Annotated in this window: 16 protein-coding genes; 6 read left to right on the top strand and 10 right to left on the bottom strand. The window is 57.8% G+C overall.

What is annotated here, in order from left to right; all coding sequences use genetic code 11:
• Nucleotides 1-143: 143 nt before the first annotated feature.
• Together ctrA and sciP are read right to left on the bottom strand one after the other, a co-directional pair.
• On the bottom strand, nt 144-860 hold the full coding sequence (gene ctrA, locus ACTG3X_RS06930) for a response regulator transcription factor CtrA (protein WP_439110518.1): 717 nt from the start codon (nt 858-860) through the stop codon (nt 144-146).
• Nucleotides 861-954: 94 nt separating this feature from the next.
• Nucleotides 955-1,233: a CtrA inhibitor SciP gene (gene sciP / locus ACTG3X_RS06925; RefSeq protein ID WP_439110517.1), complete on the bottom strand. Its 279-nt coding sequence runs from the start codon at nt 1,231-1,233 to the stop codon at nt 955-957.
• A gap of 121 nt (nt 1,234-1,354) precedes the next feature.
• Between sciP and mnmA the strand changes: the two genes are divergently transcribed.
• Complete coding sequence (gene mnmA / locus ACTG3X_RS06920; RefSeq protein WP_439110516.1) at nt 1,355-2,497, top strand: tRNA 2-thiouridine(34) synthase MnmA; 1,143 nt, start codon at nt 1,355-1,357, stop codon at nt 2,495-2,497.
• 281 nt (nt 2,498-2,778) lie between these two features.
• Nucleotides 2,779-3,477, top strand: a complete 699-nt coding sequence (gene lexA, locus ACTG3X_RS06915) for a transcriptional repressor LexA (protein WP_439110515.1) — start codon at nt 2,779-2,781, stop codon at nt 3,475-3,477.
• Here lexA and ACTG3X_RS06910 read toward each other — a convergent pair.
• Nucleotides 3,471-5,495, bottom strand: a complete 2,025-nt coding sequence (locus ACTG3X_RS06910) for a ComEC/Rec2 family competence protein (RefSeq protein WP_439110514.1) — start codon at nt 5,493-5,495, stop codon at nt 3,471-3,473. The genes lexA and ACTG3X_RS06910 overlap by 7 nt on opposite strands.
• 78 nt (nt 5,496-5,573) lie before the next feature.
• On the opposite strand from ACTG3X_RS06910, the gene gltX reads away from it, so the two are divergent.
• The 4 genes from gltX to ACTG3X_RS06890 all read left to right on the top strand — a co-directional run bounded on the left by gltX (nt 5,574) and on the right by ACTG3X_RS06890 (nt 11,042).
• On the top strand, nt 5,574-6,974 hold the full coding sequence (gene gltX, locus ACTG3X_RS06905; protein ID WP_439110513.1) for a glutamate--tRNA ligase: 1,401 nt from the start codon (nt 5,574-5,576) through the stop codon (nt 6,972-6,974).
• 81 nt (nt 6,975-7,055) lie between these two features.
• A complete protein-coding gene (locus ACTG3X_RS06900; protein ID WP_439110512.1) occupies nt 7,056-8,354 on the top strand; it encodes a citrate synthase in 1,299 nt (432 codons plus the stop codon).
• A gap of 162 nt (nt 8,355-8,516) precedes the next feature.
• On the top strand, nt 8,517-9,269 hold the full coding sequence (locus tag ACTG3X_RS06895; RefSeq protein WP_439110511.1) for a calcium-binding protein: 753 nt from the start codon (nt 8,517-8,519) through the stop codon (nt 9,267-9,269).
• Nucleotides 9,270-9,437: 168 nt separating this feature from the next.
• The gene (locus tag ACTG3X_RS06890; protein WP_439110510.1) at nt 9,438-11,042 is read left to right on the top strand and encodes a calcium-binding protein; all 1,605 of its coding nucleotides are present in this window, start codon (nt 9,438-9,440) and stop codon (nt 11,040-11,042) included.
• A gap of 21 nt (nt 11,043-11,063) precedes the next feature.
• Here the strand turns inward: ACTG3X_RS06890 and ACTG3X_RS06885 are convergent, their stop codons facing one another.
• From ACTG3X_RS06885 to argC, 7 genes are all read right to left on the bottom strand, one after another.
• Nucleotides 11,064-11,846 (bottom strand): enoyl-CoA hydratase-related protein, encoded by a 783-nt coding sequence (locus ACTG3X_RS06885; RefSeq protein WP_439110509.1) that lies wholly within the window; start codon nt 11,844-11,846, stop codon nt 11,064-11,066.
• A 68-nt stretch (nt 11,847-11,914) separates the two neighbouring features.
• Nucleotides 11,915-12,367, bottom strand: a complete 453-nt coding sequence (locus tag ACTG3X_RS06880; RefSeq protein ID WP_439110508.1) for a cytochrome c-type biogenesis protein — start codon at nt 12,365-12,367, stop codon at nt 11,915-11,917.
• On the bottom strand, nt 12,364-14,331 hold the full coding sequence (locus tag ACTG3X_RS06875) for a heme lyase CcmF/NrfE family subunit (RefSeq protein WP_439110507.1): 1,968 nt from the start codon (nt 14,329-14,331) through the stop codon (nt 12,364-12,366). Before ACTG3X_RS06875 ends, ACTG3X_RS06880 begins: the two co-directional genes overlap by 4 nt.
• 72 nt (nt 14,332-14,403) lie before the next feature.
• Nucleotides 14,404-14,988, bottom strand: coding sequence for a holin family protein (locus tag ACTG3X_RS06870; RefSeq protein ID WP_439110506.1), 585 nt, complete (start codon nt 14,986-14,988; stop codon nt 14,404-14,406).
• Nucleotides 14,979-15,590, bottom strand: coding sequence for a holin-associated N-acetylmuramidase (locus ACTG3X_RS06865; RefSeq protein ID WP_439110505.1), 612 nt, complete (start codon nt 15,588-15,590; stop codon nt 14,979-14,981). The genes ACTG3X_RS06870 and ACTG3X_RS06865 overlap by 10 nt, the downstream gene beginning before the upstream one ends.
• Nucleotides 15,591-15,636: 46 nt before the next feature.
• The gene (gene ccmE / locus ACTG3X_RS06860) at nt 15,637-16,095 is read right to left on the bottom strand and encodes a cytochrome c maturation protein CcmE (RefSeq protein WP_439110504.1); all 459 of its coding nucleotides are present in this window, start codon (nt 16,093-16,095) and stop codon (nt 15,637-15,639) included.
• A gap of 12 nt (nt 16,096-16,107) precedes the next feature.
• On the bottom strand, nt 16,108-17,136 hold the full coding sequence (argC, locus tag ACTG3X_RS06855) for an N-acetyl-gamma-glutamyl-phosphate reductase (RefSeq protein WP_439110503.1): 1,029 nt from the start codon (nt 17,134-17,136) through the stop codon (nt 16,108-16,110).
• Nucleotides 17,137-17,138: the final 2 nt, after the last annotated feature.

The raw sequence follows: 17,138 nt of genomic DNA, 5'->3' as shown, positions 1-17,138 counted from the left end.
GCCCCTACATGCCCCAAGTTTGCCCGCTCTGCCAGAGGGGAGCAATATGCAAACGCGCAGCACATCCCAAAACCCCAAACGCAAAAAAGCGCAGCGATGTGAACCGCTACGCCAGTTGGTTGGGGAAAAATCGAACTCGGGACTTAGGCGCCAACCGCCATGGGTGTCTCATCCATCGTCTCAGGCTGAGGATCGCGCAGCACATAGCCACGGCCCCAAACTGTTTCGATGTAATTTGCCCCATCGGTCGCGTTGGCCAGCTTCTTGCGAAGCTTACAGATAAACACGTCAATAATTTTAAGCTCCGGCTCGTCCATCCCGCCGTAAAGATGGTTGAGAAACATCTCTTTTGTGAGCGTCGTGCCTTTGCGCAGGCTGAGAAGCTCCAGCATCTGGTATTCTTTGCCCGTCAGATGCACAGGCTTGTTGGCCACATCCACTGTTTTGGCATCAAGATTAACCGTGATACGGCCAGTCTTAATCACAGACTGAGAATGTCCTTTGGAGCGACGGATGATCGCATGGATGCGCGCCACCAGCTCTTCGCGGTGAAACGGCTTTGTCAGATAGTCATCTGCGCCAAAGCCGAAGCCCTTGATTTTGTTTTCGGTATCATCCGAGCCTGACAAGATCAGAATGGGTGTCTCGACCTTGGCCAGACGCAGCTGGCGCAAGACCTCGTGGCCATTCATGTCAGGCAAGCCCAGATCCAGGAGGATCAGATCATAGTCATAGAGCTTGGCCAGATCGATCCCCTCTTCCCCCATATCTGTGGTGTACACATTCAGGTTCGCATGGGTCAGCATCATTTCAATGCTTTTTGACGTCGTGGGGTCGTCTTCAACAAGCAGCACACGCATCTACAGTTCTCCGCAATTTCTTTGTCATTGCCCTAAAGGTGAACAAAATTGGTTAACTACTCGTTACCATATACAAAAAAAATGCAGACACAACCTAAGATTGTTTCACCGTACGCAGCTGTGTGACCTTCAAACCAGCCTCCCCATGCGCGCGCACCGCGTGCACCCACTCAAAGAACTCCTCCTCGCTCAGCGCATAGGTTTTCATCGCTTCGCCCTGTGTGAGCAGCCCATATAGCACAGCCCGCACCACCAGCGCCTTGCGCGAGGCGACCCAGCGTTTGGTGTCAGCGGGCGGCAGATCCGCCAGCGTGATCACTTGCCCGTCAGGCAGGCGAACAGCTCTTGGACCATCGACTTTCTTAAGATACATGGCATCAACCTCTTTTGACGTTCTGGTCAAACTGCGCCAAAGCCCTTAAAGAGGCATGAAACCAAACCCAGAGAAAACATTGCAATTTAACCTTGTTTTCAGAGAACTTTCGGAGCCCGCCATGGCCACCATGACAGAGACAAAGCTAAACTCGCTCGGCTTCGCCAAGCCAGAAAGCGAAACCCGTGTGGTTGTTGCCATGTCAGGGGGCGTTGACAGCTCGGTTGTCGCCGCCATGCTGGCAGAAGAAGGCTATGATGTTATCGGCGTCACGCTCCAGCTTTATGACCATGGGGCAGCCCTGGCCAAGTCGGGCGCCTGCTGTGCAGGTATTGATATCCACGATGCCCGCCGCGTCGCCGAAGAGATGGGCTTTCCACACTATGTGCTTGATTATGAAAACATATTCAAAGACGCCGTCATCGACGAATTCGCCGACAGCTACCTTGGCGGCGCAACGCCCGTGCCCTGCATCCGCTGCAACGAGCGTGTAAAGTTCAAAGACCTGCTCGCCACCGCGCGCGACCTTGATGCCGACTGCATGGCCACAGGCCACTACATCCAGCGCAAAATGGGCGCAGACACCGCCGAGCTGCACGCCGCCGCCGATGCAAACCGCGACCAGAGCTATTTCCTCTTTTCCACCACCGCAGAGCAGCTGGATTACCTGCGCTTCCCGCTCGGCCATTTGCCCTCAAAAGACGACACCCGCGCGCTGGCCGAAAAATACGGCCTCAAAGTGGCCAACAAGCCCGACAGCCAGGACATCTGCTTTGTCCCCAATGGCGATTATGCCGCCGTGATCGAAAAGCTGCGCCCCGGTGCGGCCGAGCCGGGCGACATTGTGGATATGGAAGGCAACGTGCTGGGCACCCACACAGGCGTCATTCACTACACCATCGGTCAACGCCGCGGCCTTGGCATCGGCGGGCTGGCCGATCCGCTCTATGTGGTGAAGCTGGATGTTGACACCAAACGCGTGGTTGTTGGCCCCAAAGAGGCGCTCGCCACCCGCCGCGTGCCTCTGGCCGAGATCAACTGGCTGGGTGATGAGCCGTTTGACGCCCTGCCCGAGCGCCGCATTGCCGTGAAGGTGCGCTCCACCCACGCGCCGCGCGAAGCGATCTTGCGCGCAACAGGCCCCACCACAGGCGAGGTCGAGCTGCTCACCCCCGAAGAAGGCGTCAGCCCGGGGCAAGCCTGTGTCTTCTACGACCCCGAGGGCAGCCGTATCTTTGGCGGCGGCTGGATCGTTAAAGGCTGATCCACCCGTCACACATCCCTAAAATCTGACAACCGCGGCGCACGCGCCATTTGGTTAATTTGCGTTTACAAACAGGTGTTTGGGCCGGTGCACGCAGGGTGCACGCCCGGTGCACGCATGTCACCCCTCCCGAATCAGCCCTTTTAAGCCCCCGTTAACCATGTTGTGCGCAGGGTTCAGAAAGTTTTGTTCTCTTTCTGGGCCACCCTCACAGAAACGTTGACACAAAAAGAGAACATGACTAGAACATAACCAAGTTCATTTACAGGGAAGGCGCACCGATGCTCACAAAAAAACAGCTCGATCTGCTCAACTTCATCAACAAACGCGTGCAGCGCGACGGCGTTCCACCCAGCTTTGACGAGATGAAAGAAGCGCTTGATCTGCGCTCCAAATCGGGCATTCACCGCCTCATCACCGCGCTGGAAGAGCGCGGCTTTATCCGCCGCCTCGCCCACCGCGCCCGCGCCATCGAGGTTGTCAAACTCCCCGAGAGCCTTGGCGGCGCAGCCACAACAGGCTTCACCCCCAAAGTGATTGACGGTGACAGGCCTGACAGCCGCCCCGACACGGCCCAGCCCTTACAGCATGTCCCGGCGATGGAGCTGCCCGTGATGGGCCGTATCGCGGCAGGTGTGCCCATCGCCGCCATCAGCGAAGTCAGCCACAACGTGGCCGTCCCCACCAGTATGATGCGTGACGGGGGCGAGCACTACGCCCTTGAAGTCAAAGGCGATTCCATGATCGAGGCAGGCATCAACAATGGCGATGTTGTCGTTATTCGCGAGACCCAGACAGCCGAAAACGGCGATATCGTCGTGGCGCTCATCGAAGATCAGGAGGCCACGCTCAAGCGCTTCTTCCGTCGTGGCAGTGCAATTGCGCTTGAGGCGGCCAACCCCGCCTATGAAACCCGCGTTTTCCCTGACGACAAAGTCAAGGTGCAGGGCCGTCTCGTCGGCCTCATCCGCACCTACTGACGCGGCGCGCGGCGCTCCGCCGCCACTGTCCAAAGCCGACGGCCCGTGACCTCACGGGCCGTTTTTATTTTGGCGTTTCCATCCTCGAAATAGATCGCCACAGCCCCCGAGTGTTTGAGCGCCACAAGGTCAAACACAAGGCAAGGCACGTCGCGCGTGAGGGTCCCCGCCACCACAAGAATCTGCCCCGCCGTGCAATCGGCCGTGTCGACCTCGGCCTTGCGCCGCGCATGTAAAAGAGGGTGCGCCGCACGTTTGGAGGCCGCAGCCCAGCCCTCTGCCGCAGCCTCTTGGGCGCGCATATCACCATCGTTTTCAAGCCAGCCGCGCGCCACAAAGCCGCTCCCTTTGTCCGCGCTCAGCGCACGCCCCGTCGGCGTCATGACGCCCACAAGCTTGCCCGTGTCAGCGATCAGAACATCAGGCCGTGTGGTTTGGGACCACATCACCGCCGCCGCAACCATCGGAAGAAGCCCGACAGCCCGCGCGCGCCCTTGCCAAAGCGCAAGGCCCAAAGCGCCGGCCGCCATCAGCGCCAGAACACCGCTGTCAGGCGCAAGGATCGTGCCACGTGCGCCCTCAAGCCCGGCAAAATATGTGGCAACGCCCAAGATCCACGCGATCCCCAGCTCCATCACATAAAAGCCGAGCCAAGACAGCCCGAGCGGCCAGAGCAGCAAGGCCACCACCCCCGCAGGGATCACAACCGCCCCCATCAGCGGCACAGCGAGCAAATTCGCGATCAGCCCGTAATGGGCAATATGGTTGAAATGCGCCGCCGCAATCGGCGCTGTCGCAAGCCCCGCCACCAATGATGTTATAAACAGCGCCACAAAGGGGCGCAGCCACTTAGGGCCAAGTGTCACCTCATGGGCCCGCAGCGCGGCAAATACAGCCACAAGCGCGGTCGTGGCCGCAAACGACATCTGAAAGCCCGGCCCCAGCAGCGCCTCGGGCTGCCACAGCAGCACAATCAGCGCCGCCGTCGCAACCGAGCGCAGCGAGAAGACCCGCCGCTCAAAGAAGACGGCCCCAAGCGCCACCATCGCCATGACAAAGGCGCGCTCCGTCGCAACCGAGCCTCCCGACAGGAGCAGATAGAAAAAAGACACGATCAAAGCCCCAACCGCCGCCACCTTGCGGATCGCAATGCGGTGGCGCAGCGCGGGCACCATCAGGAGGCCATAGCGCAGCGCCGCATAGATGAAGCCTGTGAGCAGCCCCATATGCAGCCCCGAAATGGCGAGCAAATGCGCCAGATTTGTATGGCGCATCGCATCCATCGTGGCTTGCGACAGCCCCGAGCGGTCGCCTGCCATAATGGTGGCGGCAAAGGCCCCGCGTTGCCCGCCGATCTGCTCACTGACAAAGGCAGAGAACGCATAGCGCGCCTGACTGATCAGCGCGCCCTGCCCCGCAGGCTCCAGAAGCATGAGCGGCATACGGCTGTAGCCAACAGCGCCCAGCTGCAAAAACCACGCATGGCGCTGAAAATCAAAGCCCCCCGGCTCCACAGGCCCCGATGGCGCCGAAAGATGCGCCGTGATCAGCACAGTGCTGCCCGCTTTGGGCCGCGCCTCAGGCCCATGCAGCGCCACCCGCACCCGCGTTGGCGTTTTGTTCGGCGGCATGTTCTCCAGCACCACAGTATCAAGGGTGAGTCGCACAGCCCCGCTGGCCGAACGGTCAATTAACACGACCCGCCCCTCAACAGGGCCATAATAGTGCCACTGCAAAACAGCCCCCGAAACCCAATAAGCCTTCCCCCCCGCCACACAAAACCCAAGCGCCACCAGCGCCACAGCCCAAACCAGAGAGGTAAACACACTGCGCCAAACCCGGATCAGCCCGAGGCAGGCCAGAAAAATGGCCAAGCAGAGCCCGAATACCCACAGCGCAGGCTCGGCACTCAGCGAGAAATAGGCCCCGACCCCAAGCGCCAGACACACAGGCGCCCAAGGGTAAAGCGCCCCGCGCTGCCCCAACAGCACCTGCTCAAAAGCGGCTTTCAGCGCCATGCCTTGTTCTTACCCCATGAGATAGCTAGACAGGCGCCAATCCTTGCCAAATTTAGTTACCGAAAGGTTAATTTCGCCATGACACAGCCAGTCGTCACCCGCATTGCCCCCTCGCCCACGGGCTTCATGCACATCGGCACCGCACGCACAGCGCTGTTCAACTGGCTCTATGCCCGTGGCCGCGGCGGCAAATTCCTTTTGCGGATCGAAGACACCGACCGCGCCCGCTCGACGCCTGAGGCAACAGAGGCAATTTTGCGCGGCATGGACTGGCTGGGGCTGGATTATGATGGCGAGGCGGTCAGCCAGTTTGAGCAGAGCGCACGCCATGCCGACGTGGCCAACCAGCTTCTGGCAGAGGGCAAGGCGTATAAGTGCTTTGCCTCCCAAGACGAAATCGCCGCTTTCCGCGAAGAGGCGCGCGCCGCTGGCACCAGCACACACTACCGCTCGCCCTGGCGTGACGCGGCCGAAAGCACACACCCCGACGCGCCCTACGTGATCCGCATCAAAGCGCCCCGCGAGGGCCAGACCATCATCCGCGATGAAGTTCAGGGAGATGTGACCATTCAGAACGAACAGCTCGATGATATGATCTTGCTGCGCTCTGATGGGTCGCCTGTCTACATGCTGGCTGTGGTGGTCGATGACCACGATATGGGCATCACCCATGTCATTCGCGGCGATGACCACCTCAACAATGCCGCACGCCAGATGATGATCTATGAGGCAATGGGCTGGCCCCTGCCCGTCTACGCCCATATCCCGCTGATCTATGGCCCCGACGGCAAAAAGCTCTCCAAGCGCCATGGCGCGACAGGCGTGGAAGAATACCAGCATATGGGCTACCCGGCCTCAGGCATGCGCAACTACCTTGCCCGCCTCGGCTGGAGCCATGGCGACGCGGAGTTTTTCACCGATGCAGACGCGCTTGCGTGGTTTGATTTGCCAAGCATCGGCAAATCACCCGCGCGGTTCGACTTCAAAAAGCTCGAGAATCTCTGTGGCCAGCATATCGCCCAGACCGAAAATGCTGCGCTGCTGCATGAGCTTCAGGCCTTTCTGGCAGCGACAGAGCAGCCCCAAGTGCCCGAAGCAAAAATTTCACTTTTTGAAGCGGCTATGCCCCAGCTCAAAGAGCGCGCCAAAACTTATGGTGAACTCCTTGATAAGGCGGCGTTTATCACCGTCGAACGCCCCATCACCCCCGATGAGAAAGCAGCCGCTTCGCTCGATACGGTATCCCGTGGCATACTGAAAGAATTGACGCCGCATCTGCAAACTGCTAGCTGGAGCAGACCAGACCTTGAGGCGCTTTTGAATGGCTTTGCCGAAGAGAAAGACACGAAGTTTGGTAAGCTTGCAGCACCGCTCCGCGCAGCCCTTGCAGGACGGTCGGCAACCCCCAGTGTCTTTGATATGATGCTGGTTCTTGGTCGGGACGAGACAATCGCCCGTATACAGGATGCTGCGGCCTAGAGGCATTAATGCGCTCGAAAGCCTGTTGAGTTAAGACACCCTTGGGCGATACGCGCTCAAGACCATGGAGGATGAGGCCAGATGACAGACAGCACCAAAACAGCAACGATCACCATCGACGGAAACAGCTACGAGCTGCCGATCTACTCCGGCTCCACGGGCCCCGATGTGATCGACATTCGCAAGCTCTACGCTCAGGCAGGTGTTTTCACCTACGATCCGGGCTACACCTCGACCGCCTCATGCGACAGCACGATCACCTTCATTGACGGTGACAAAGGCGAGCTTTTGCACCGTGGCTACCCGATCGACCAGCTGGCCGAAAAATCCCATTACCTCGAAGTCTGCTACCTGCTTCTGTATGGCGAGCTGCCAACAGCCGCAGCCTTGGAAGACTTTGAAAACCGCGTCACGCGCCACACAATGGTGCATGAGCAAATGCACAACTTCTTCCGCGGGTTCCGCCGCGATGCACACCCGATGGCCACACTTGTGGGCGTTGTCGGCGCCATGTCGGCCTTCTATGCCGACAGTGCCGACGTCAACGACGAATGGCAGCGCGAAGTCGCCTCGATCCGTATGATCGCCAAAGTCCCTACGATTGCGGCAATGGCCTACAAATACTCGGTCGGCCAGCCCTTCGTATACCCGCGCAACGACCTCGATTTCGCGTCAAACTTCTTGCACATGTGCTTCTCGGTGCCTGCCGAAGAGTATAACGTTGACCCGATCCTGAGCCGTGCGATGGACCGTATCTTCACCTTGCACGCCGATCACGAGCAAAACGCATCGACCTCGACAGTGCGTCTCGCCTCCTCATCCGGCGCAAACCCCTTCGCCTGTATCGCAGCGGGCATCGCCTGTCTCTGGGGCCCGGCACACGGCGGCGCAAACCAGGCCTGCCTCGAAATGCTCAAGGAAATCGGATCAAAAGACCGTATCCCCGAGTATATCGCCCGCGCCAAAGACAAGAACGACCCCTTCCGCCTCATGGGCTTTGGCCACCGTGTTTACAAAAACACAGACCCACGCGCCAAGGTACTCAAGCAATCAGCGGACGAAGTTCTCGAGCTGCTCGGCGTTGAAAACAACCCGATCCTTGAAGTCGCCAAAGAGCTTGAGCAAGTCGCGCTCAACGACCCATACTTCATCGACAAAAAGCTCTTCCCGAATGTTGATTTCTACTCAGGCATCATTCTTGAAGCGATGGGCTTCCCCACATCGATGTTCACACCGATCTTCGCGCTCTCGCGCACAGTCGGCTGGATTTCACAGTGGAAAGAACAGTTTGAAGACCCACAGCAGAAGATCGGTCGCCCACGCCAGCTTTATCTCGGCGAGACAGAGCGCGACTATGTGGATGTTGAAAAACGCAGCTAAGCTGCTGAAAAATATAGACTACCTTAAGGCCCGCTCACTGCGGGCCTTAATTTTTTGTTACCAGACTATCTTCAATTTTAGCCAATAGCGGCGGGTGTTTTAACCTATTCCTATGCTTTGCAGCACACTCTCTCCCCACGTTTGATCTGAAAAGGATACACGATGGGGTTTCTCGCTCTTTCAATGCTCTTTGGTCTGGTGGTTGCCAGCTCTCTCAATCTCGCGGCCGAAGCCGCCGAAGAAGGCTCGTCTGCCTCTGAAAAATTCGCAGGCACAGACAAAGACGACTACTTTGATGCCAAGAATGGCAACGACCTGCTCATTGGCCAAGGTGGCAACGACACGCTCGCTGGCGGCAATGGCAACGACTGGCTTGTCGGGGCCGCGGGAACAGACCTACTCAAGGGGGATGCAGGCGCTGATGTGATTATTGGGGGAAGCGGCGTTGATACACTCGTCGGAGGCGCTGGCAACGACTTCATCGAAGCCGCAAACATTGTTGATACCCCACGCCTTGACGCCTCGCTTACACTAACAAGCTCTTTCCGCGACATCGCCTTTGAGTACAGCCTGCCCAACACCTCTGATGAGGGCGACAGCATTGATGCAGGTGCCGGCGATGACACCATCGTCTTGGGCGCAGATGACACGCTCACCAGCGGCAGTGGTGCCGATGAAATTTCCATTGGAGACTGGATCAAAGACAACGCCGCAGCGACCATTCTCGACTTTGACAGCGAAGAAGATGTCTTGGTCTTCACCTACCAAAAGAGCAGTGGCATCCCCCAAATCGACATCACCCGAGACGAGGATGAAGACCTCACAGAGATCCGCGCCAATGGGTATCTCGTCGCGCAGCTTCACAAGGTTCAAGGCTTTGCCACGAGCGATAACTTGAGATTCGCCAGCTACTAGGCGCGCAACTGTCCCCAATTCCGCAACAGAGCTCTGATATTGCCATCTCTGTTTCCAGCAAAACCATCTCAAGACCTCGTTGTTCTCATTTAATTTAAATTTCCTTGAAGTCGGCCCGCATCGGAGTACGCTTAAGACGTTAACTAGTATTCTGGGGGGGGATGTTTGATGGGTGGTTTCTTTTTACTGGGTCTTCTGGGTGTCGGCGCTCTGATAGGGCTGATTGATTTTCTGGACGACGACAGCACCGCGACACCGTCCCCCCCGGGCACTGGCAGCGACGCGCAAGACCCGACCCTAGGAACCTCGGGTTCAGATGAAATCCTTGCCATTGCGACGGGCGAAGACATTGAGGCCCGCGCAGGCGATGACACCGTCACAGGCGCGGCAGGCGATGATAGCCTCAGCGGACAAACAGGCGCTGATGTTCTCACGGGGGCCGCTGGCGACGACCTTCTCTTTGGTGGCGCGGGAAGCGACACGATAGATGGCGGCGCAGACGACGACATCATCAGCGGTGGCGCAAATGATGACTTCCTGCGCGGCGGAGCGGGTGATGATATCATGGCAGGCGACAACGGTGCCGACACGCTGGGGGGCGGGCTCGGAGACGATGTGATCTTCGGCACAGAAACGGCCATCGGCGCAACCAATGCCGGAGACTTCGCAGCGCTGCTGGCTGAAAACCCCGCCGACCCGATCGGGGCGACCTATTTTCCTGCTGCAGACTCTGACGACAGCGATGTCGCAGACACACTGGATGGCGGCTACGGCGACGATGTTCTGGTGCTTGGTAGCAGCGACATTGCCGAAGGCGGCGCTGGCGACGACCTGTTCAACATCGGTGACTGGATCACCGCGGGCAACAGCGCAACACTCTCAGACTACACCGCAGGCGAGGATCAGATCGTCTACAGCTTTGACTTTGCCGCAGGCGCGCCTGACACGGTCACCGTAACAGATGACGGCGCAGGCAACGCCCTGATCACGGTTGATGGCCAAGTTGTCGCGACCGTCACAGGGGCGGCAGCGACGCTCAGCTCTGATGACATTGTGCTCCTATCGCGCAGCGACACGGCAACAGACGGAACCATAGCGGTCGGATCATCTGCTGATGACAGCTTCGAGCTGAGCGCAAACAACGATACCGCCAGCCTTGGCGCAGGCGATGATTTTGCATCAACCCTTGCTGGTGACGACACCGTTGATGGCGAAACTGGCAATGACACGCTTCTCGGCGGTGCAGGCAATGACAACCTTCGCGGCGGTTCCGATGATGACGTGCTGGTGGATGGCGCAGGCAGCGATGTCCTGCGTGGCGGGCTTGGCGAAGATCTGCTCGTTGCAGGCAACTATTTTGATACGTCAGCTCTTGAAGCCGGCGACCCGCCTGACCTTGCAACGGCCAATTTTGCTGACGCATCAGACACCACAGCAGATACGCTGGAGGGCGGCTTTGGCAGCGACACGCTCTTGTTCGGCGCGGGCGATATGGTGAGCGGCGGAGCCTTTGCCGATGCCTTCTACAGCACCGATGCAGGCCTTGGCGCGGCCCCCTCAACCATCACTGACTTTGACTTGAGCGAAGATACGCTCGTTGTCAGCATGACATCGGCAAACGCGGCCAACGTCAGCGTAAGCTACTCCGCGGGTGCGACTGCCACGACAGGCGACGCCATCGTCAGTGTCGGAGACACCAACCTGATGGTGCTGGAGGGCGTGGGCACAAGCTTTACGGCAGCCAATATAAGCATTGCCACACGCGCAGCTTGATCCGCCAACGAAGGGCGCGCATCAGCGCCCTTCAAACTTGGGCGCACGCTTTTCAAGAAAAGCCGTCACGCCTTCTTTGAAGTCAAAGGTCTCTCCCGCCAGCCCCTGCTCTCTTGCCTCAAGCTCTAGCTGCTCTTCCAAGGAGTTGTGCTGACTTGCCCGTAAAGCGAGCTTGGTGCGATAGAAAGCATCTGTCGGGCCTTGCGCCAGATAATGCGCGCGCGCACGCCAATGGGCTTCAAAGGCGTCGTCCTCGACATGCTCCCAGATCAGCCCCATGCAATCTGCTTCTTCTGCGCTAATTTTTTCAGCAAAAAGAGCCGCGCCCATCGCCTTGGCAGAGCCGATCAGGCGAGGCAGATAATATGTGCCGCCCGCATCGGGAATAAGCCCGATCCGCGCAAAAGCTTCCATGAAATAGGCACTTTTCGTTGCAATCACCACATCTGCGGCCAAGGCCAGATTGGCCCCTGCACCAGCGGCAACCCCGTTTACAGCCGCAATGACAGGGACACGCGCCTCAGCCAGTGCCTTGACCATCGGGTTGTACTCTTCGCGCAAAACACGCTCCAGATCGATCTGCGCAGCAGACGCCCCATCGCCCAGATCCTGCCCCGAGCAAAACGCCTTGCCAACCCCTGTCAAGACCAGCGCCCGCGCACCATCGCTCAACGCCTTGTGCAAAGCGGCAGGAATTTCTGCCCGCATCTGCGCAGTCATAGCGTTCATTTTTTCGGGTCGGTTCAAGCTGATAACAGCATAGCCAGCTACATTCAGCTCGTAGGTGATCGTCTCAAAATCCATAACGTCTCTCGCACTGTTTCACGCCGAGTAAAGCGAAGACTACCGGAATTGAAAAGAGGAACGGAGCGTCAGTCTTTCATGATCTGGTGAAGGCGGTCGCTCTCATCCTGGCTCAGCGCGTTCGCCCCCTCGGGCCGCGCGCTTGCGCGGGTGCGCAGATAAAGACCGCCAATAAGCAGCGCCAACAAAAGCATAGCCGGCCCGGCATAGTAGAGGATAGCGTTGCTGCCGCCTTTGGTCGGGTTCAACAACACATATTCACCATAACGATCCACAATGAACGACAGAACCTCTTCATTGCTGTCACCATCCACAAGACGCTCGCGCACCAGAAGGCGCAGATCACGGGCGAGCTCAGCGTTACTGTCGTCAATGTTTTCGTTGCGGCACACAAGACAGCGCAGCTCTTTGCTCAGATCACGCGCGCGCTCTTCAAGCACAGGGTCGCTCAAAACCTCGTCAGGTTGTACTGCAAATGCAGGCGTCACCCAAAGTGCCAGTGCGAGCAAAAGCCATCTCATTCTGCAGGAACCCCTTCAACAGGTGCTGTGCGTCGTGCGCCAGCAGCCACGCGGTAGCGACGGTCAGACAAGCTCAAGGCACCGCCAAGTGCCATGAGTATCGCGCCGCCCCAGATCCAGTTGGCCAAGGGCTTGTAATAGGTCCTGAAGGCCCATCCGCCACCCTCCTGAGGGTCTCCGACGACGACATAGACATCGCGGAAGAAGCCGATATCGATCGCCGCTTCTGTTGTTGGCATGCCCGCAACAGGATAGACCCGCTTTTCAGGCTGCAATGTTGCAATCTCGCTGCCGCCTTTGGACAGGGTCACATCACCCATTGTCGAGATGTAGTTTGGCCCCTGCACTTGCTCAACACCATTCAAACGCAACGTGTAGCCGGCAATGTCAAAGCTCTCGCCATCCTGCAAGACGCGTATATCTTCTTGCTGCCAAGCCAAAAGACCCGCAATTCCAGCCATTGTGACCCCAAGACCAGCATGCGCAACAGCCTTGCCCCAATCCGCGCGCGGAAGGCGCATCACACGGCTCAGCTTCTCGCCTTTGCGGCCACGGCTGAAAAGGTCAACACCCGCACCAGCGATCAGCCATGCACCCAAAAACAGGCCAACAGGGCCAAGTGCCGAGCGGTCAGCTTGGATCGCCCAGAAAAGAGCCCCAACAGCGACAGCAAAGACAAAAGCAAACCGCAGCTGAACCGCCACACGCGACAGCTTTCCGCGCTTCCAAGGGAGCATGGCCCCCAGTGGCAAAATCAGCCCGAGCAGAATCATCAGCGGCGTAAACGAGGCATTGAACCAAGGCGCGCCCACAGACAGCTTACGATCAAAGAACATCTCGCTGAACAGAGGCCAAAGCGTCCCGATGAAGACGACAAAGGCCGAGACAGCCAACAGGATGTTGTTCATCACAAGTGCAGATTCGCGGCTGACCATGCTGAAGACGCCCTTGGCCTCCATAGCCCCTGCGCGCGCAGCATAGAGCACAAGCGCACCACCCGTGAATACGCCCATGATCAGCAGAAGAAACACACCGCGCTCAGGGTCGGTCGCGAAAGCATGGACCGATGTGATAATACCGGATCGCGTGATGAACGCACCAAGCAGCGAAAAGCTAAATGCAATGATCGCCAGAAGAATGGTCCAGCTCTTCAAGCTTTCGCGTTTTTCAACAACGATCGCAGAGTGAAGGAGCGCGACAGCCAGAAGCCACGGCATAAAGCTGGCGTTCTCGACAGGATCCCAGAACCAGAAACCGCCCCAACCAAGCTCGTAATAGGCCCACCAGGAGCCAAGGCCGATACCAACGGTAAGGAAGACCCAAGCGGCAAGGGTCCAAGGGCGCACCCAACGGCCCCAAGCCGCGTCAACACGCCCCTCAATGAGCGCTGCGACAGCAAAGCTGAACGCCATCGACAGGCCAACATAGCCCAAATACAGAAATGGCGGGTGAAACGCCAAGCCAGGGTCTTGCAAAAGCGGATTGAGGTCTTTGCCGTTCAAAGGCGCAGGGTCAAGCCGCAGGAACGGGTTTGATGTAAACAGCACAAAGGCCATAAACGCCGCAGTGATAGAGGCTTGCACAGCCAGAATACGGGCCTTTAGCGTCGGTGGCAGACCGTTGCCAAACCATGTCGCCATAGCGCCAAACAAGGTCAGGATCAGCACCCAGAGCAGCATAGAGCCCTCATGGTTGCCCCAAACGCCTGTGATTTTGTAAAGCAGAGGCTTCGCTGTGTGGCTGTTGAGCCAAACAAGCTTCACAGAGAAATCTGACACCAAAAACGAGTAGGTCAGCGCGCCAAAAGATGTCGCGGTTAGCAAAAACAAGGCGTTAGAGCCGGGCTCTGCAAAGCGCATCCAGCCAGGCCATCGTTTATAGGCCCCCACAAGAGGTACGATCATCACAAACAATGCGATGATAAAGCCAAGGATAAGGGTGAAATGTCCGAGTTCTGCTACCATGAGGTATTTCTAACCGCTCTTGCGGGTTAGGCCAATGAAATTCGGACGCCAAAAGTGATCACATTGTCGCGGTCAGCGGCCCTGAAATCCGCCTTCTGCGCGCCAGTCGTTTAACGCCGGGTTCTGACCCGCGCGCCCTGTGCGCACCGTCAGCTTTGCATCGGTGGCCGTATCGGCCTGCCCGGGTCCAAGCGCTCCGGCCTCAAGAGAGGCGATGTTGCGCTCAACAGTTGGCAAACGTGCCAGGCCTTGCAACATCTGCCGCTGAAAGGCTTGCCCCTTGGCTTGGTGACGCGAGCCAAAGTAAAATGAAATGATTGCCCCCAAAAGCCACCAGAGCGGCTCCGGCACAAGCGCGATCCCCTGCATGCGCGCCGCGAACCAAACGGGTTCAACCATCGCCGACACAAACAAACCGATGGTGCCAAACGCCAGCAAAGGGCGCGGCAAACGGTTCACCCCGTCAATAAAGCGGTCAAAGCGGCTATTTGAGTGGGCTTCAAACTCATCCCCAAACTGCGTGAGCGCAGATGTGTGCATCATAGCATCACGCCCTGATTGTGCCTCGGCATTGGCAGAGAAAAACTCGGCCGTGTCCACAACCACGTTGCGGCCAGACCCAAAGAGCAGGGTCATCAAACGATCAATCATTCCCATGATGCTGTCCTTTCAGAAAACGCCGCGTCACTCATGTGGAAGCGCGGCGCGATAAACTCCTCCGCACGTTTGATCCAGCCCCCTTTGCCGCCGCTGCGTGTTCGCGCATATTTGCGGCTCGCACGTCGCCGATCCGCCAGTGCAAAGTAATAGTTGCGCCGTGCAATGCCGTAGGCATCCGCAATATGATCAGGCGCTTTGCGCGCAGCACGGGCGGCGGCAGCAACCGTTTCAGGGCCAATCTCGCCATCAACGACAAGCTCGTAGCCCATTTCCCTCAACAATCGTTGAAGGATTTTCACAGCATTGTTGCCAGCATTCACCTGCATATCAAAAACACTGGCCTGCAAAACCATGGGCAGCAGGTGTATCTGAGGCTTATAAAAATAGTGGTTAATGAAGATATCAACAGCCTGCGCACGGCTCAAAGCTGCAACATCAGAAACGCCCACAACGCCGTCACGGTCGAGGTCCAGCCCCAAACGCCGCATCGTATAGATGGTCACACCAAAGTTGGTCGCGCCGCCAGGGTCATCCGGGTCATTCACAAACCCGCCCTCTCGTGCGACGATTTCTTCAGCGATTTGGGATACCGTTTTCATAAGGAAGCTCTCCACAATTCATGCGAAGAGCTTCCGTCAGAAAGGGTTAATAGCTGGCTTCACCAGCGTTCGGGTCTTTGTAGATCCCCTGCTCTTTCAAAGCATCCACAACCTCGCGTGGCATGTAGGTCTCGTCATGCTTGGCAAGAATTTCCGAGGCGATGAAAACACCGTCCTGCAACTTGCCAGTGCCAACCATGCCTTGGTTTTCTTCAAACAAATCTGGCAAAATCCCTGTGTAGCTCACCTTCACAGAAGCGCCACCGTCCGTCACATTAAAGGTGACAGCCTTACCCTGCCCCCGTGAGAGGCTCCCCTCTTCAACCAGTCCGCCAATGCGAAATGTCTCTGTGGGTGGCGGCGGGTTCTCCGCAATCTGGCTTGGCGCACGGAAATAGTTGATCCCGTCTTTCATCGCATAGCCGATGAGCCCCGTTGCCATCACAAGCGCGACTGCTGCCAAAGCAACAACCTGAATACGGCGTTTTTTCTTCAAACCCTTCACGGCATTCTCCCTTTACGGAAAGACGGGTACCCCCATCAGACCCGATGTCTCCTCTTCACCTAACATCAAGTTCGCATTCTGCAAGGCCTGCCCGCTGCTACCTTTTGTCAGGTTATCAAGCGCCGCAATCACAATCGCGCGCCCAGAGATGCGGTCAGCCGTCACGCCTATGTGGCAAAAGTTCGAGCCGCGCACATGATGCGTGCTCGGCATTTCGCCAAACGGTAGGAGCTGAATGAAAGGCTCATCTGCGTAAGCGGCTGAGAAGGTGTCATAAATCTCTTTGGCGTCTCCGCGCACATAGCAGGTCGCCAGAATACCGCGGTTGGCCGGCATCAGGTGCGGTGTGAACTGAACTTTCACATCACGGCCCGCAAGCTTTGAAAACTCCTGATCAAACTCGCCCAAATGGCGGTGTGTTCCACCAACAGCATAGGCATGATAGCCTTCGCTCAACTCGGCGTGTAGCAATCCTTCTTTCAGGCTGCGCCCAGCACCCGAGACCCCACACTTCAGATCCATGATGATCTCATCAAGATCAATCACACCCGCCGCAATCAACGGACGCAACGCAAATTGGCCGGTTGCCGCGTTGCAGCCTGTGCCCGCCACCAACCGCGCCTTCGCGATCTCCTCGCGATAAAACTCCGTCAAACCATAGACAGCTTCGCCCTGCATCTCCAAAGCGCTGTGCGGGTTCCCGTACCAAGCTTCGTAGGCCTCGGGGTCTGTCAGCCTGAAATCGGCGCTCAGATCGACAATCTTGAGGTGCTTGGGCAGATTGCGGATCACTTCCTGACTGGTCTTATGCGGCAACGCGCAGAAGCACAGATCGATCGCATCAAAATCAATCTCATCAAAGCTGACAAGCTGTGGCAGCGCCAAGTGGCGCAAATGCGGAAACACATCCGACATCGCCTGACCCGCCTTGGAAAACGCGCCAAGAGCCGCGATCTCATAGGCAGGATGCGTGGCCAAGAGCCTGATCAATTCAGCGCCCGTATAGCCCGAGGCGCCTAGAATTGCGATTTTATGGGCCATAA

Origin of the sequence: Lentibacter sp. (assembly GCF_965658795.1) — a bacterium.
Taxonomy (GTDB): Bacteria; Pseudomonadota; Alphaproteobacteria; order Rhodobacterales; family Rhodobacteraceae; genus Lentibacter.
This window is presented reverse-complemented; position numbering and strand designations above follow the sequence as displayed.

Bases quoted from the DNA above. Each gene is read 5' to 3' on its own strand.
- ACTG3X_RS06910 (WP_439110514.1), bottom strand. From the start codon at position 5,495: ATGGCGCTGAAAGCCGCTTTTGAGCAGGTGCTGTTGGGGCAGCGCGGG.
- ACTG3X_RS06890 (WP_439110510.1), top strand. From the start codon at position 9,438: ATGGGTGGTTTCTTTTTACTGGGTCTTCTGGGTGTCGGCGCTCTGATA.
- argC (WP_439110503.1), bottom strand. From the start codon at position 17,136: ATGGCCCATAAAATCGCAATTCTAGGCGCCTCGGGCTATACGGGCGCT.
- sciP (WP_439110517.1), bottom strand. From the start codon at position 1,233: ATGTATCTTAAGAAAGTCGATGGTCCAAGAGCTGTTCGCCTGCCTGAC.
- lexA (WP_439110515.1), top strand. From the start codon at position 2,779: ATGCTCACAAAAAAACAGCTCGATCTGCTCAACTTCATCAACAAACGC.
- ACTG3X_RS06875 (WP_439110507.1), bottom strand. From the start codon at position 14,331: ATGGTAGCAGAACTCGGACATTTCACCCTTATCCTTGGCTTTATCATC.
- ctrA (WP_439110518.1), bottom strand. From the start codon at position 860: ATGCGTGTGCTGCTTGTTGAAGACGACCCCACGACGTCAAAAAGCATT.
- ACTG3X_RS06900 (WP_439110512.1), top strand. From the start codon at position 7,056: ATGACAGACAGCACCAAAACAGCAACGATCACCATCGACGGAAACAGC.
- gltX (WP_439110513.1), top strand. From the start codon at position 5,574: ATGACACAGCCAGTCGTCACCCGCATTGCCCCCTCGCCCACGGGCTTC.
- ACTG3X_RS06885 (WP_439110509.1), bottom strand. From the start codon at position 11,846: ATGGATTTTGAGACGATCACCTACGAGCTGAATGTAGCTGGCTATGCT.
- ACTG3X_RS06865 (WP_439110505.1), bottom strand. From the start codon at position 15,590: ATGAAAACGGTATCCCAAATCGCTGAAGAAATCGTCGCACGAGAGGGC.
- mnmA (WP_439110516.1), top strand. From the start codon at position 1,355: ATGGCCACCATGACAGAGACAAAGCTAAACTCGCTCGGCTTCGCCAAG.
- ACTG3X_RS06880 (WP_439110508.1), bottom strand. From the start codon at position 12,367: ATGAGATGGCTTTTGCTCGCACTGGCACTTTGGGTGACGCCTGCATTT.
- ACTG3X_RS06870 (WP_439110506.1), bottom strand. From the start codon at position 14,988: ATGGGAATGATTGATCGTTTGATGACCCTGCTCTTTGGGTCTGGCCGC.
- ACTG3X_RS06895 (WP_439110511.1), top strand. From the start codon at position 8,517: ATGGGGTTTCTCGCTCTTTCAATGCTCTTTGGTCTGGTGGTTGCCAGC.